Source organism: Actinomadura sp. WMMB 499 (genome assembly GCF_008824145.1).
Lineage (GTDB): Bacteria > Actinomycetota > Actinomycetes > Streptosporangiales > Streptosporangiaceae > Spirillospora.
On record NZ_CP044407.1, the window covers coordinates 5,304,206 to 5,317,981 of the forward strand.

11 protein-coding genes are annotated in these 13,776 nt (G+C 75.5%); 9 read left to right on the plus strand and 2 right to left on the minus strand.

What is annotated here, in order from left to right:
* The first annotated feature begins 13 nt into the window (after positions 1-13).
* A complete protein-coding gene (locus F7P10_RS23685) occupies positions 14-1,708 on the plus strand; it encodes a GMC oxidoreductase (RefSeq protein ID WP_254715978.1) in 1,695 nt (564 codons plus the stop codon).
* Between the two features lie 196 nt (positions 1,709-1,904).
* Positions 1,905-2,858 carry a hypothetical protein gene (locus F7P10_RS23690; RefSeq protein WP_151012336.1) on the plus strand — a complete coding sequence of 318 codons (954 nt, stop codon included), beginning with the start codon at positions 1,905-1,907 and terminating at the stop codon, positions 2,856-2,858.
* A 29-nt stretch (positions 2,859-2,887) separates the two neighbouring features.
* Here F7P10_RS23690 and F7P10_RS23695 read toward each other — a convergent pair whose 3' ends face one another.
* The gene (locus F7P10_RS23695; protein WP_254715979.1) at positions 2,888-3,724 is read right to left on the minus strand and encodes an alpha/beta fold hydrolase; all 837 of its coding nucleotides are present in this window, start codon (positions 3,722-3,724) and stop codon (positions 2,888-2,890) included.
* Positions 3,725-3,774: 50 nt separating this feature from the next.
* On the opposite strand from F7P10_RS23695, the gene F7P10_RS23700 reads away from it, so the two are divergent.
* Together F7P10_RS23700 and F7P10_RS23705 are read left to right on the plus strand one after the other, a co-directional pair.
* Positions 3,775-4,344 carry an ABATE domain-containing protein gene (locus tag F7P10_RS23700; protein ID WP_151012338.1) on the plus strand — a complete coding sequence of 190 codons (570 nt, stop codon included), beginning with the start codon at positions 3,775-3,777 and terminating at the stop codon, positions 4,342-4,344.
* Between the two features lie 60 nt (positions 4,345-4,404).
* The gene (locus F7P10_RS23705; RefSeq protein ID WP_151012340.1) at positions 4,405-5,667 is read left to right on the plus strand and encodes an FAD-binding oxidoreductase; all 1,263 of its coding nucleotides are present in this window, start codon (positions 4,405-4,407) and stop codon (positions 5,665-5,667) included.
* A gap of 39 nt (positions 5,668-5,706) precedes the next feature.
* Here the strand turns inward: F7P10_RS23705 and F7P10_RS23710 are convergent, their stop codons facing one another.
* Positions 5,707-6,936, minus strand: coding sequence for an Ig-like domain-containing protein (locus F7P10_RS23710; RefSeq protein WP_254715980.1), 1,230 nt, complete (start codon positions 6,934-6,936; stop codon positions 5,707-5,709).
* Positions 6,937-7,305: 369 nt separating this feature from the next.
* On the opposite strand from F7P10_RS23710, the gene F7P10_RS23715 reads away from it, so the two are divergent.
* From F7P10_RS23715 to F7P10_RS23735, 5 genes are read left to right on the plus strand one after another with little or no spacing between them, the layout of a single operon-like run.
* Positions 7,306-8,784: a sugar transferase gene (locus F7P10_RS23715; RefSeq protein ID WP_151012342.1), complete on the plus strand. Its 1,479-nt coding sequence runs from the start codon at positions 7,306-7,308 to the stop codon at positions 8,782-8,784.
* A complete protein-coding gene (locus F7P10_RS23720) occupies positions 8,781-10,103 on the plus strand; it encodes an O-antigen ligase (RefSeq protein ID WP_151012344.1) in 1,323 nt (440 codons plus the stop codon). Before F7P10_RS23715 ends, F7P10_RS23720 begins: the two co-directional genes overlap by 4 nt.
* Positions 10,100-11,923 (plus strand): lipid II flippase MurJ, encoded by a 1,824-nt coding sequence (locus F7P10_RS23725; RefSeq protein WP_151012346.1) that lies wholly within the window; start codon positions 10,100-10,102, stop codon positions 11,921-11,923. Before F7P10_RS23720 ends, F7P10_RS23725 begins: the two co-directional genes overlap by 4 nt.
* A complete protein-coding gene (locus F7P10_RS23730; RefSeq protein WP_151012348.1) occupies positions 11,892-12,587 on the plus strand; it encodes a polysaccharide deacetylase family protein in 696 nt (231 codons plus the stop codon). The genes F7P10_RS23725 and F7P10_RS23730 overlap by 32 nt, the downstream gene beginning before the upstream one ends.
* Positions 12,584-13,771: a glycosyltransferase gene (locus F7P10_RS23735; RefSeq protein ID WP_151012350.1), complete on the plus strand. Its 1,188-nt coding sequence runs from the start codon at positions 12,584-12,586 to the stop codon at positions 13,769-13,771. Before F7P10_RS23730 ends, F7P10_RS23735 begins: the two co-directional genes overlap by 4 nt.
* Positions 13,772-13,776 lie beyond the last annotated feature (5 nt).

The window sequence follows — 13,776 nt, forward strand, 5'->3', positions numbered from 1 at the left end:
CGAGGTGATGCGCGTGACCAGCAAGGCATTCGACTTCGACGTCATCGTGGTCGGTTCGGGCTTCGGCGGCAGCGTCGCGGCGCTGCGGCTCGCCGAGAAGGGGTACCGCGTCGCGGTCCTGGAGGCGGGCCGCCGGTTCGACGAGGACTCGCTGCCCAGGACGTCCTGGCGGCTGCGCAAGTACCTGTGGATGCCCCGCCTGGGGCTGCGCGGCATCCAGCGGATGCACCGGGTCGGCGGGAAGGCGGGCGTGCTCGTCCTCGCGGGCGCCGGCGTCGGCGGCGGCTCCCTCGTGTACGCCAACACGCTGTACGAGCCGCCGGAGCCGTTCTTCACCGACCGCGCGTGGGGTGACATCACCGACTGGCGGGACGAGCTGAGGCCGCACTACGACCAGGCCCGCCGGATGCTCGGCGTCGTGACGAACCCGCTGGTCACGCCCGCCGACGAGGCGATCAAGCGGGTCGCCGACCGGATGGGCGCCGGCGACACCTACCACCCCACGCCGGTCGGGGTGTTCTTCGGCGAGGACGCCGGGACCACCCACGACGACCCGTACTTCGGCGGCGCGGGCCCCCGCCGGACGACGTGCACCGCGTGCGGCTCGTGCATGATCGGCTGCCGGGTCGGCGCGAAGAACATGCTCACGAAGAACTACCTGTACCTCGCGGAGAAGGCGGGCGTCCGCGTCGTCCCCGACACGACGGTGACCGCGCTCGACCCGCTCGACTCCGGCGGCTACCGGGTGTCCATCGAGCGCACCGGCGCCCTGCGCCGCCACCGCCGGACGATGACCGCGGAGCAGGTCGTGCTCGCCGCCGGAACCCACGGCACGCAGACCCTCCTGCACCGGATGCGCGACACCGGCCGCCTCCCGGACCTGTCCCCGCGCCTCGGCGAGCTGACCCGGACGAACTCCGAGGCGCTCCTCGGCGTCGAGCGCATGACCGTCTGGCACCGTGGGAAGCACGTCGACCACGGCACCGGTCTCGCGATCACGTCCTCGTTCCACCCCGACGACCGGACGCACATCGAACCCACCCGCTACGGCACCGGCAACAACCTGATGGGGTTCATCCGCACGCTCCTCGTCGACGGCGGCGGACGGGCGCCGCGCTGGCTGAAGTTCCTGGGGCAGGCCGCCCGGCACCCGACGATCATCCTGCGGGGCCTGTCCCTCAAGGACTGGGCGAACCGTACCGTCATCGCCCTGGTCATGCAGACCGCCGACAACTCCATCACCGTCGGCGCCCGGCGCGGACGGCTCGTCGCGCGGCAGGGCGAGGGCGAGCCGAACCCCACGTGGATCCCCATCGCGCACAAGGCCGTCCGGATGCTCGCCGAGGAACTCGACGCGACCCCCGGCGGGACGTGGTTCGACCTGTTCAACATCCCGACGACGGCCCACTTCATCGGCGGCTGCGTCATCGGCGAGACGCCCGAGGCCGGCGTGATCGACCCCTACCACCGCGTCCACGGCCACCCCGGCCTGCACATCGTCGACGGCTCCGCCGTCACCGCGAACCTCGGCGTCAACCCGTCCCTCACCATCACCGCGCAGGCCGAGCGGGCGATGTCGCTCTGGCCGAACCGCGGCGAGAAGGACCCCCGCCCGGCGCCCGGCGAGCCCTACGCCCGCGTCGACCGGGTCGCGCCGCACGCACCGTCCGTCCCGGCGGCGGCCCCCGCCGCCCTGCGCCTGCCCTAGCCGATCTCGGGCGCCCCGTCCCGGCCGCGCGAACGGGAGGCGGTGTCCAACTTGACCTACAGACTCTTGGTCACTTTTTGTAATCGAGCAACTCCATAGTGCTATATGGTCCGACATATTGCACGGACGTCCGGGGTGATCACGGTCGCCTCCGGGCGCCGTCGGTACTCGTGACCAGAGGAGTTGGAAGCGCGCTATGGAGGGAGTCGTCCGTGGTGCGTGCGTCCAGATCCTCGCGCTGATCGTGGCGGTGCTGAGCCCGTCGGCCCACCCGCTCGCCCGCGTCGTCGAGCCGGTCGAGACCCGCGGCTGCCCCCTCGTCCGTCCGTCCGCGGAGACGCGCGGGACGGACCGCGCGCCCGAGGGCCCGCCGCCGCCCCTCCGTCCCCGGGCGATGGGCATGCTGGGGAAGGTCGGAGGCGCGGAGTTCAAAGTCAGTTTCTACCGCGGCCTCGGCGGCGGCCTCCGCGTCGTGAGCACGGACGGCGGGGTGGCGCTGACGTTCGAGGGCGGGGTCGGGATCGGCGGCTCGTTCTCCGCGGGGACGGCCGACCGGCTGCCGAAGGCCGGGGCCGCCGCGGAAGGGCGGGTCTCGCTGAGTTCGCGCTTCCTCCCCGTCCAGCCCCCGGACTTCGGCGCCACGCTCGACGACGGCGGGAAGCTGCAGGGCTACACCGACGTCAAGACGGGGAAGTTCCGCACGCGTTTCCACAGCGAGCCGTTACACCTGCTGCACGACGGCGACGGCGACGGCGACGACGAGGGCGGGAAGGACGCGCCCGTCGTCCGGCGCTCGTGGAGCCTCGGCAGCGAATTCAAGGTCGCGTTCAAGTACACCTTCCGGGGCGTGTGGGACGACATCCTCACCCTGCTGGTGAAACTGGCCAGGTACTTTCCCACGGCCGGCTTCCTGCACGTCCCGTTCGCCCGCCCCGCCGACCCGCACCCCGTCCACGCGAACCTCGACCACGACTGCGCCGTCCGGGCCGTGGACTTTCCGCCGGGCGGGGCCGCGTGCCGCGCCGCGCCGCCGCCCCGAGCGGGGAATGTGGGCCTGTTGATGTCGAGGTACGAGAAGAGGAGGCGCAACGCCCGCTCAAGGCGCACCCCGCGCCCCCGCACCGGCACCAAGCGCCGCCGCCCGGCCTGACCGGACGGGGCGGTCGCCGGGCCGGGGGCTCAGGTGAGGAAGGCGCGGATCTCGGTCAGGAGGTGGTCGGGGCGTTCCTCGGCCAGGAAGTGGCCGCAGTCCTCGACCATCGCGCCGGTGACGTCGTCGGCGTAGTCGCGCCAGACGTCCACGGCGTCGATCCCGGCGAGGAAGCTCGCCTGCCCCCACAGGACGCGGAGCGGCATGCCGATCTTCCGGCCCGCCGCGGCGTCGTCGGCGTCGGCGTCGTCCGGGAAGGACGCCCGGTAGTCGTCGAAGCCCGCGCGCAGCGCGCCCGGCGCGGAGAACGCCCGGACGTACTCGGCGATGTCGTCCTCGGGCAGCGGCCGGTGCGACCAGGCGTCGAAGAAGTGCCGCAGGTAGCCGGCGGTGTCCGCGCCGGCGAGCCGTTCCGGCAGGTCGGGCTGCAGGTGGAAGAGCCAGTGCCAGCTTCCGGCGGCCAGCCGGTGGTCCATCCGCCGCCACATCTCCCGGGTCGGGACGATGTCGAGCAGCATCAGCCGGGTGATGTCGTCCGGATGGTCCAGCGCCCAGCGGTGGGCGACCCGCGCGCCGCGGTCGTGCCCGACCACGGCGGCCGACTCGAACCCGAGCGCGGCGACGAGCTCATGCAGGTCCGCGGCCTTGGTGCGCTTGTCGTGGCCGCCGCGCGGCCGGTCGCTGCGGCCGTAGCCGCGCAGGTCGGGGGCGACGACGGTACGGCCCGCGGCGGCGAGCGGCGCCATGATCCGGTGCCAGCAGTGCCCGGTCTGCGGCCAGCCGTGCAGGAGCAGGAGCAGCGGCCCCTCGCCCGCCCGCCGGTAGTACATCCGGATCCCGTTGACCTCGGCGACGTCCGTGATCACGTCTAACCTCCTAAGACGGTTAGAGCGGAGTCTAACCCTATAATGCGGTTATGGGCGAGGGCTGGGTGTGGGACGGCGGCCGGTGCAGCGTCGATCTGCTGAACACCGTGCGCGACCGCGTCCGGGGCGGTCGCGAGACCCTGCGCACGCCCGGCGAGCTGGCGGGCTGGCTGGCCCGCGCGGGCTTCCCGGGCGTCGAGTCCGCGGATTCCGGCGACCTGGACGCGGCGCGGCGGCTCCGGGACGCGATCGACGCGGTGGTGCTCGCGGCGGCGGAGGGACGGCCGCTGCCCGGACCGGAGGTCGGGGTGGTCAACGAGGCGGCGGGCGCGGTGCCGCTCGCGCCGCGGCTCACGGTGGACGACGCGGGCGCGCCGGCGATCGTCCCGTCCGGGCCCGCCGTCGCCACCGCGCTCGCCCGGCTGGCGGTGGACGCGATCGAGCTGGCGGCCGGCCCGGAGGCGGGCCGGCTGCGGGTGTGCGCCGCGGACGGCTGCGCCCTGCGGTTCGTCGACCGCTCCCCGGCGCGCAACCGGCAGTGGTGCTCGATGCGCCGGTGCGGGAACCGGGCGAAGGCCGGACGGCACTACGCGCGGGGCCGTCGCTCCGGCGGGTCCTGACCGTCCGGGAGCAGCGGGTCGCACCGGCATCGGAGGTGGAAGATCGGTCAGGGAGGAACCATGGACGCGTGGGGCGCTCCGCGCCGTGTCGTTTCGGGCGCTCCGCGCCGTGTCGCCGTCGTCGGCGCCGGCATGGTCGGCCTGTCCACCGCCTGGTTCCTGCAGGAACGCGGCGTCGACGTCACCGTGCTCGAGCGGCGGGACGTCGCCGCGGGCGCGTCGTGGGGGAACGCGGGCTGGCTGACGCCGGGACTCGCGACGCCGCTGCCGGAACCGGCCGTCCTCGCGTCCGGGGTGCGCGCGGTGCTGAGCCCGTCGTCGCCGGTCTACGTGCCGCCGAGCGCGAGCCCGCGGCTGCTGCGGTTCCTCGCCGGGTTCGCCCGCAACAGCACCGCGGCCCGCTGGCGGCGCGCGATGGAGGCGCTGGTGCCGATCAACGGGCTCGCGCTGCCGAGCTTCGACGCGCTCGTCGAGGGCGGGGTCGCGGCGGAGACGCGGGACGCCGCCCCGTTCGTCGCCGCGTACCGGACGGCCGCCGAGCGCCGCGTCCTGCTGGAGGAGATCGAGCACATCGCCGCGGCGGGGCAGGACGTCGAGTGCGAGGCGCTCGACGGCACCGAGGCGCGCGCGCTGGCGCCGCTGCTGTCGGAGCGCGTCGGCGCGGCGATCCTGCTGCGCGGCCAGCGGTTCGTCGACCCCGGACGGTTCGTGCGCGCCCTCGCCGGCGCGGTGCGGGCGCGCGGCGGCGAGATCCGGACCGGGACGGACGTCGGCGGGCTGCGCGACGGCCCGGACGGCGTCGCCGTCGGTACCGAGCGGTTCGACGCCGTCGTGGTCGCGAGCGGCGTGCGGCTCGGCGACCTCGCGCGCCGGTTCGGTGTCCGGGCGGTCGTGCAGGCCGGGCGCGGCTACAGCTTCAGCGTGCCGGTGGAGAGCGTCCCGTCCGGCCCGGTGTACCTTCCGGCGCAGCGGGTGGCCTGCACGCCGCTCGGCGACCGGCTGCGCCTCGCCGGGATGATGGAGTTCCGCCGTCCGGACGCGGCGCTGGACCCCCGGCGGATCCGGGCGATCGTCGAGGCGGCGCGCCCGATGCTGCGGGGCGCGGACTTGGACGACCGGCGCGACGAGTGGGTCGGCTCCCGCCCGTGCACCCGGGACGGGCTGCCGCTGATCGGCGCGACCCGTTCGCCGCGCGTGTTCGTCGGCGGCGGGCACGGCATGTGGGGCATCACGCTCGGCCCGGCCACCGGCCGGCTGCTGGCGGAGACCGTCGCGACGGGCCGCGCCCCGGCCGAACTGGCCCCCTTCGACCCGCTCCGCTGACCCCGGACCCGGCCGGCGGGTCGCGTGGCGGGGCGGACGTCAGGACTTGAGGGGGGTCGTGGTGACCGGCTCGCGGTCGGTGGTGTTCGACCACTTCTCGAACGGGACCTCCCAGTAGCCCCAGCCGTTCCACCAGTCGAGCTTGCGGGCGGTGCCGGTGATGTTGACGATGTCGCCGCGGTACGACCAGTCGTAGAACCACCTGGCGTCGGCGGCGGGGGACCGCACGCAGCCGTGGCTGCAGTTGCGGTTGCCGAGGCAGGACGGGTCGTCCATGTTCTGGTGGATGTACTCGCCGCTGTTGGAGATGCGGGTCGCCCACGGGACCTGCTCGTCGTACCAGCCGGGGTCGCCGGGCTTCTTGCCGGGCGGGCGCATCCGCTCCATCCGGCTGCGGTCCATGGTGAGGTGGACGCCGCTGGTGGTGAGCAGGTGGTCGACCCCGTCCGCCCACACGTCGCCGCCCGAGCCGAGGCTGACGCCCCAGCTGCGGACGGTCTTCCCGTTCTTCTTCACGACGAGCCGGTGCGTCTTCGCGTCGATGTTCACCACGTGCGAGTCGCCGATCTTGAACCGGCGGGTGACGTCCTTGGCGCCGAACACGTCGTCGCCGATCTTCAGGCCCGCGTAGTGGACGGTGACGGACACCTCCTGGTGCGGCGCCCACGGCTTCTTCGGGCGGAACACCAGGGACGGGAGCCCGTTGAACGAGTGGCCCTTGTCGAGCCAGCGCCACGAGCCGGTGGTCGGCTTGGTGGAGGACAGCTCGACGCTCTTCTCGATCAGCGGCCTGGCCTGCTCGGGAACGTCCTTGTTGAACTGGATGAAGATCGGCATTCCGGTGCCGACGGTCTCCCCGGCGCTCGGCACGACGTTGTTGATCCGGGTGGCGGCGACGGCGGTGGTGGTGCGGAAGGCGCTGGTGGCGGTGGTCGTCTTCCCCTCCGGTGAGGTCGCGGTCGCCTGCACCTGGTAGGCGCCGCCGGGCTGGAGCGTCCAGGACGACCGCCACGCGGTCTTGTCGGCGGACAGCGAGCCCGGCACCGGCTCCCCCTTCAGCGTGACGGCGACCGCGCCGAGCGTCCCGCCGGACGCCTTGACGACGACGCCCTGGTCGGGCCGTGCGCGCGCGCTGCCGTTCGCCGGGGCGATCGTCACTTCGGGCTGGGCGGCCTCGGTCTTCTTGGGGGTGACCTCGCCGCCCCCGCCGCCGCACGCCGTCGCCAGTCCGAGGACCAGCGCCATGGCCAGGGCCTTCTTGCCGCGCACCGTTCTCCTCTTGTCAGGGGGATCGAATCCGATCAGCTGTGACGACGATTCTCCCGCGCGAGTTCGAGCGTCGTTAGGTATTTCCCGAAGCCGCCCCGGCGTTTCAGGTGAACATCTGCGAACAGTCGTGAATTGTCAGTATTTGCGCAGGTCAGGGCGGTAATCGATCTTCTGCTCAAGAGTGGGGAGTGCCTTGTTAAAGGGAGCTGACCGCGCCGCTCCGCCCTGCGAAGCTGACCGTGGCCACCTGCGCGAACGTCCTCGTCAGCGGCGGAGGGGACGCGCGCCCGTGCCAGTCGGAACCGGGCCCGCCGGATCGTCCGGTGAGGCTCCGGCGTGCCGAGTCTTCCGCATGAAGGGACGCGCCACATGAGTGCCCAGGGACTCAGTCCCTCCATCGACGACGCCGCCGGCGCGGATCTCGCCGCGGGCGGGAGCGCCGCCGCGCTCGCCCCCGGGATGCCGCTCGTCCCGTACCGGCGCCGCACGCCGGGGCCGCGCCTGCTGCCCGCGCTCTTCCCCGCCTGCCTCGCCGCCGCCGACGGCTGGGCGATGGCCGCCGCGGTGTCGGCCGCGCAGGCCGGACGGCCGGGCGGCGGGCTGCCCGCCGCCGCGGCCGCCGCGATCGTCGGGCTGAACGCGACCGGCGGGCTGTACCGGTCGCGGCGCGGCCCGTCGCTGCTGGCCGACCTGCGGGCGGTGCTCGTCCGGGTGCTGCTGGTGGGGACGGTCGCGGCGCTGCTCCTCGCCGCCCGCCCGCTCGCCTGGCTGTGGCTCCTCGCGCTGGCCGCGGCCGTCCCGGTCGCGTCCCGCGCGCTGGTGAACGGCGCGGCCCGCACCTACCGGTGCCGCCGCTCCCGGTCCCGTCCCGCCCTGGTCGTCGGCGTCGGCGGCACGTCCGGGCACCTGGTCGAGCTGCTGCGGACGCGCGGCGAGTTCGGGCTCGCACCGGTCGGGCAGGTCGCCGCGGGGCGCGGGGCCGCCGGGGCGGGCGAGGCGGACGAGGCGGACGAACCGGTGCTGCCCGTCCTCGGCGACATCACCGACGTGCCGACGCTCGTCGAGGAGCACGGGGTCGGCACGCTGATCGTCGTCGCGGAGGACGTCGCGCCCGAGCGGCTCGGCGCCGTGCTGCGCTGCTCGTTCGGCCTCGCCTGCGAGACGCTGCTCGTGCAGCCCCCGGCGGCGGTCGTCCCGGTGGCGCCCGGCCGCCGCGAGTACCTCGCGGGACTGCCGTGCGCGCGGGTGGACTGGCGGCTGCGCGAGCCCGCGCAGCGGTTCGCCAAGCGGCTGCTGGACGTCGCCGTCGCGTCCGTCCTGCTGGTCACGGCGGCGCCGCTGCTCGCCGCGTGCGCGGTCGCGGTGCGGCTGGAGGGCGGGCCGGGCGTGCTGTTCCGGCAGCGGCGGATCGGGCTCGGCGGCGAGGAGTTCGTCCTGCTGAAGTTCCGCACCCTGAAGCCCGCGGACGAGCGCGAGGCCGACACCCGCTGGACCGTGCGCGGCGACAGCCGCATGGGCCCGGTCGGCCGGTTCCTGCGCAACACCTCCATGGACGAGCTGCCGCAGCTGTGGAACGTGGTGCGCGGCGACATGAGCCTCGTCGGCCCGCGCCCCGAACGTCCCCATTTCGTCGAGCAGTTCTCCCGCACCTGCCCCGGCTACATGCTCCGGCACCGCGTCCCCGTCGGCATGACCGGATGGGCGCAGGTGCACGGCTTCCGGGGCGACACCAGCATCGAACTGCGCGCGCGCCTGGACAACCACTACATCGACCACTGGTCGTTCGGCGCCGACCTCAAGATCCTGCTGCTGACCGTCCGGGCCGTCCTCGGGAGGGACTCCGGATGACCGCGGCGTGGTGGAGGCGCCCGAGCTGGATCGCGGCGGCCACCGTCGCCTGCGTGGGCGTCCCGTCGGCCGGCCGGACGTTCGGGCCCGGCGTGCAGGTCACCGCCGGGGACGTCGCGAGCGTCGCGCTGGTGGCGACCGCCGCCGTCCTGGTGCTGCTCGGCCGGACGCGGCTGCCGCGCGCGGCGCTCGTCGCGTTCGGCCCGCTCGTCGCGGGGCTCGGGATCAGCACCGTCTGCTCGTCCGACATCGCGGCGAGCGTCCCCGGGTTCCTGCGCGACCTGCAGATCTTCGTGCTGGTGCCGCTCGCGGTCGTGCTGGTGTGCCGGGACCGCGCCGACCTCGGCATCGTCTGCGGGGCCGTGCTCGGCCTCGGCCTGGCGGAGGCCGCGTACGGGATCTGGCAGGCGGCGACGGGCAACGGCGCGTCGATCGACGGCGCCAACGTGCGCGCCGTCGGGACGTTCGGCGCGGTCGACGTCATGGCGATGTCGGTCGTCGCCGCGTTCGCGTTCCTGGTGCTGGCGGCGTTCACGCTCGCGGGGGCGCGGCGCGCGCCCTGGATCCTCCCGGCCGCGCTCGCCGGGCTCGCCGTGCTGGGCGCGGCGCTCGTCCTCGCGCTCAGCCGGGGGACGTGGCTGGCGCTCGGCGCGGCGGCCGTGCTGATGCTCGTGCTGTTCGACCGCCGGGTCGCGGCCCGGACGCTGGCGTGCGGCGCCGCGCTCGTCCTGCTGGGCGGGGTGTTCGCGGGCGGCTACACGTCCGCCGTGACGGCGCGCGCGCGGTCGATGGTGGGGTCCGTCGCCGATCCCGACCGGTCGGTGAACGACCGCTACCACCTGTGGGCCGCCGCGCAGGGGATGTGGCGGGACGATCCGCTCACCGGCGTCGGGGTGAAGAACTTCGCGGAGTACCGCGACACCTACGCGGGGATCGAGCTGTCGTCGGGCAGCGAGACCCACGACCCGGTCAACGGCTACCTGCGGCAGCCGCTGCTGTCCCCGCACAACCAGTACCTGCTGGTCCTCGCCGAGCAGGGCGTCGTCGGCCTCGCGGGGTTCGCGGCGATGCTCGCGGCGATCGTCCGCGGCCTGTGGCGGCGCCGCCGCCCGCGCGACCCGCTGTGGCTCGCCGCCACCGGCTGCACCGCGTTCCTGCTGGTCAACTTCCTGTACTCGGACCTCGGCGGCCCCACCACCGTGCTCACCGCGACCCTCCTCGGCGTCGCCGCGACCCGCGCCTTCGCCCTCCGCCGCCCCGCCCCCGCCCGCGTCGACCGGCACGGCTTCCGCGTCCACGAACTCCAGGCGGCGCCATGACCGCGACCGCGAGCGGGACGAAGCGGCCCGGCGCCCGCCCTTCCCGGACGTCCGGGACGTCCGGGAAGGGCGGGGGCGGGGTAGGCGGGTCGGTCGGGCGCGCGGCGGCACTGTCGGGGGTGCTGGTCGCCGCCGGCACCGGCCTGGGCTTCCTGCGCGACCTCGTGATGGCGCACCGGTTCGGCGCGAGCCAGGGCACCGACGCGTTCCTCGTCGCCTGGACGATCCCGGAGACGGTGTCGCCGCTGCTCATCGAGGACGCGATGGCGCTGCTGATGGTGCCGGTCGTGACCCGGCTGCTCGCCCGGGGGGACGGGCTGCGCGGGTTCGTCGGCCGGACCCTGCCGCGCATGGTCGCGGTCCTGGCCGTCGTCACCGCGACGCTCGCGCTCGCGGCCCCGGCCGTCGTCGGGCTGCTCGCGCCCGGCCTGCCGGGGCACGGGCCCGCGGTCCTGTGCGTCCGGCTCACGGCGATCACCGTGGTGACGTTCGGCATCGCCGGGTTCATGAGCGCGACGCTGCGGGCGCACCACCGGTTCGGGCCGCCCGCCGCGATCTACGCCGCCTACAACGTGGGGATCCTCGCGCTGATCGCGGGCCTGTCGGGGACCGTGGGCGTGACGAGCGCCGCGGTCGGCGTCGCGGCCGGCAGCGTGCTCATGGTGGCGGTGCAGGCGCCCGCGTTCGTCCGGTGCCTGCGGGACGCGCCGCCGTCCCGGCCGCCGGGACCGGACGAGCTGCGGCTCGGCCTCGCCGCCGTCGCGCCCGTCGTGGTGTACACGGTGACGCGGCAGGCGCAGGTGTTCGTGGAGCGGTTCATCGGCTCCGGCCTGGCGGCCGGGTCGATCTCGCACCTGAACTACGCGCAGAAGGTCGCCCAGGTGCCGATGATCATGTCGCTGCTGATCGTCACGGTGACGTTCCCGCGGCTCGCCCGCGCCTCGGCGGACGGCGACCTGCGCGGCGTCGCGCGCCGCATCCGGCAGGACCTCGCGGCGGCGGGCGCGATGGTGCTGTGCGCGACGGCGTTCCTCGTCGCGTTCGCGCCGGCGGTGGTCGAGGTGCTGTTCGAGCACGGCGAGTTCGCCGCCGGCGACACCCGCGACACCGCTGCGATCATGCGGGTGTACGCGCTGGGCCTGTGGGGGCAGATGGCCGTGGGCCTCTGCGCCCGCGCGTTCTTCGCGCGCGGCCGTCCGGTGTGGAGCCCGGCCGGGGTCCTCGCCGTCGGGCTGTGCGCGACCGCCGCGATCGGCGCGGCGTTCGCCGCGTCCGCCGGGGCGGTCGCGCTGGCCGCCGCGAACGCCGCCGGGATCACGCTCGCCGCCCTCCTGCTGCTGGGCGGGCTGCGGCTGCGGGTCGCGCCGGTCGCGCTGGGCGGCATCGCCGCCGACACCGGACGGCTGCTGCTCGCCTCCGCCGGGGCGTGCGCGGCCGGCCGGCTCGCCGCGAACGCGCTCGCACCGGACGCGCCCGCGGCGGCCGTCCTCGCCGCCGGCGGCCTCGTGACGGTCGCGGCGTTCGCGCTGCTGCTCGGCCTCGCCGGCCGGGACCTCGCCGCGCCCTGGCTCGCCGCCCGCCCGCGGCGGCTCGGGCGGCCGGGCGGCCGCCCGTCCCGGCGGGCGGGCGCGCGGGCGGGCGCGCGATCCACCATCCGGCCGCGGCTCGCCCGCCGCGGCCGCTTCGACTCGGGGGAGACCAGTGACACAGCCGACCGAACCGGTCCATCTGACGGGCCCGGCACAGCCACCGGAGACGGGGAGGGCCCGCCGGGCGCCGCTGGTACTGATGTACCACTCGATCGACCGCCGCGAGCATGACCCGCACCTGATCACGGTGTCCCCGCGCCGATTCGAGCGGCAACTGGCCTGGCTGCGCGCGCGCGGGCTGCGCGGCGTCGGCATGCAGGAGCTGCTGTACGCGCACGGCGCCGGGCGGGCGCGCGGCCTGGTCGGGCTGACGTTCGACGACGGCTACGCCGACTTCGCGACCCGGGCCGTCCCGGTCCTGCTGCGGTACGGGTTCGGCGCGACGGTGTTCGCCGTGTCCGGCCGGATCGGCGAGCACAACGCGTGGGACGCCGACGGGCCGGACGGGCACGGCCCGCGCAAGTCGCTCATGACCGCCGAGCAGCTCCGCACGGTCGCGGGCGCGGGCGTCGAGGTCGGCTCGCACGGCCGCCTGCACGTCCCGCTGCCCGACGCCGACGACGACACCCTGCGCGTCGAGCTGGCCGAGAGCAAGGCGGCCCTCGAGGAGATCCTCGACCGTCCGGTGAACGGGTTCGCCTACCCCTACGGGCGCGGGGGCGAGCGGGAGGCCGAGGCGGTGCGCGCCGCCGGCTACGGCTACGCGTGCCACATCGAGCCCGCCGACGCGTCCCGGCACGCGCTGCCGCGCACCTACGTCGGCGAGGCGGACGGCGCGCTGCGGCTGCGCGCGAAGGTGATCCGGCACGAGCTGCGCCGGCGGAGCCGGGTGTGACCCGCGTCCTGCACGTCATCACGGGGCTGGAGCACGGCGGCGCGGAGCGGCAGCTCGCGCTCCTGCTGCCGCACCTGCACCGGCCGGACGCCGGGCACCCGGCGGTGACGTGCGAGGTCGTGTCGCTGACGCGGGCCGGGACGGTCGGCGCGGAGATCGCGGCGACCGGCGTGCCGGTCCACGAACTCGGCATGCGCGGCAACCGCGACCTGGGGGCGCTGCCCCGGCTCGCCCGGCTGATCCGCCGCGGACGGTTCGACGTCGTCCACACCCACCTGTACCGGGCGTGCGTGTACGGGCGCCTGGCCGCGCGCCTCGCCGGGACCGGCCCCGGACGGCCCGCGCCGCGCGTCATCGCCACCGAGCACTCCCTGGGCGACGGGCAGATCGAGGGACGCCCGACCACGCGCGGCGTCCGTGCCCTTTACCTCGCGACCGAACGGCTCGGGTCGCTGACCATCGCGGTGTCCCCGACCGTCGCACACCGCCTGCACGCCTGGGGCGTCGCACCGGCACGGGTCGAGGTCGTCCCCAACGCCGTCGACGCCCCCGCGTTCGCGTTCGATCCCGCCCGCCGGGCCTCGACCCGCGCCGCGCTCGGCATCGCACCGGACGAACCCGTCGTGGGCGCGGTCGGGCGGCTCGTGTGCACCAAGCGCTTCGACCTGCTCGTCGACGCCCTCGCGCGCCCCGCGCTCGACGCCGCCCGGCTGCTGATCGTCGGGGACGGCCCGCAGCGGTACGCGCTCGAACGCCTCGCCGCGGCCCGCGGCGTCGCGGGCCGGGTGGTGCTCGCGGGCGCGACGGCCGACGTCCCGGGTGCCCTCGCGGCGATGGACGTCCTCGCGGCCCCGTCCGTCCAGGAGACGTTCGGGCTCGGTGTCCTCGAGGGCCTCGCCGCCGGACTGCCCGTCCTGTACACGGCCTGCCCGGCGCTGGACGATCTGCCTCCCGGCGAGGCCCCGGGCGCGTGGCGGTTGCCGCCCGTCGACGGCGCCGACCGCTGGAGCGAGCGGATCGCGGGCCTCCTCCCCTCCGGTGCGCGGGTGCGCGCGGCGGTGCCCCCCGCCGTCGCCCGCCACGCCGTCGCGGAGCAGGCGGCCCGGCTCGCCCGGCTGTACGCGGGCGGACCGGCCGGCGGCGCCGGCCGGGCGCCGACCACCCGGGAAGTCGTATCGACCTAATAGGG

What these genes read in the sequence shown, in the direction of transcription:
- F7P10_RS23700 (WP_151012338.1), top strand. Translation starts at nt 3,775, where the DNA reads ATGGGCGAGGGCTGGGTGTGGGACGGCGGCCGGTGCAGCGTCGATCTG.
- F7P10_RS23705 (WP_151012340.1), top strand. Translation starts at nt 4,405, where the DNA reads ATGGACGCGTGGGGCGCTCCGCGCCGTGTCGTTTCGGGCGCTCCGCGC.
- F7P10_RS23730 (WP_151012348.1), top strand. Translation starts at nt 11,892, where the DNA reads ATGTACCACTCGATCGACCGCCGCGAGCATGACCCGCACCTGATCACG.
- F7P10_RS23690 (WP_151012336.1), top strand. Translation starts at nt 1,905, where the DNA reads ATGGAGGGAGTCGTCCGTGGTGCGTGCGTCCAGATCCTCGCGCTGATC.
- F7P10_RS23720 (WP_151012344.1), top strand. Translation starts at nt 8,781, where the DNA reads ATGACCGCGGCGTGGTGGAGGCGCCCGAGCTGGATCGCGGCGGCCACC.
- F7P10_RS23715 (WP_151012342.1), top strand. Translation starts at nt 7,306, where the DNA reads ATGAGTGCCCAGGGACTCAGTCCCTCCATCGACGACGCCGCCGGCGCG.
- F7P10_RS23725 (WP_151012346.1), top strand. Translation starts at nt 10,100, where the DNA reads ATGACCGCGACCGCGAGCGGGACGAAGCGGCCCGGCGCCCGCCCTTCC.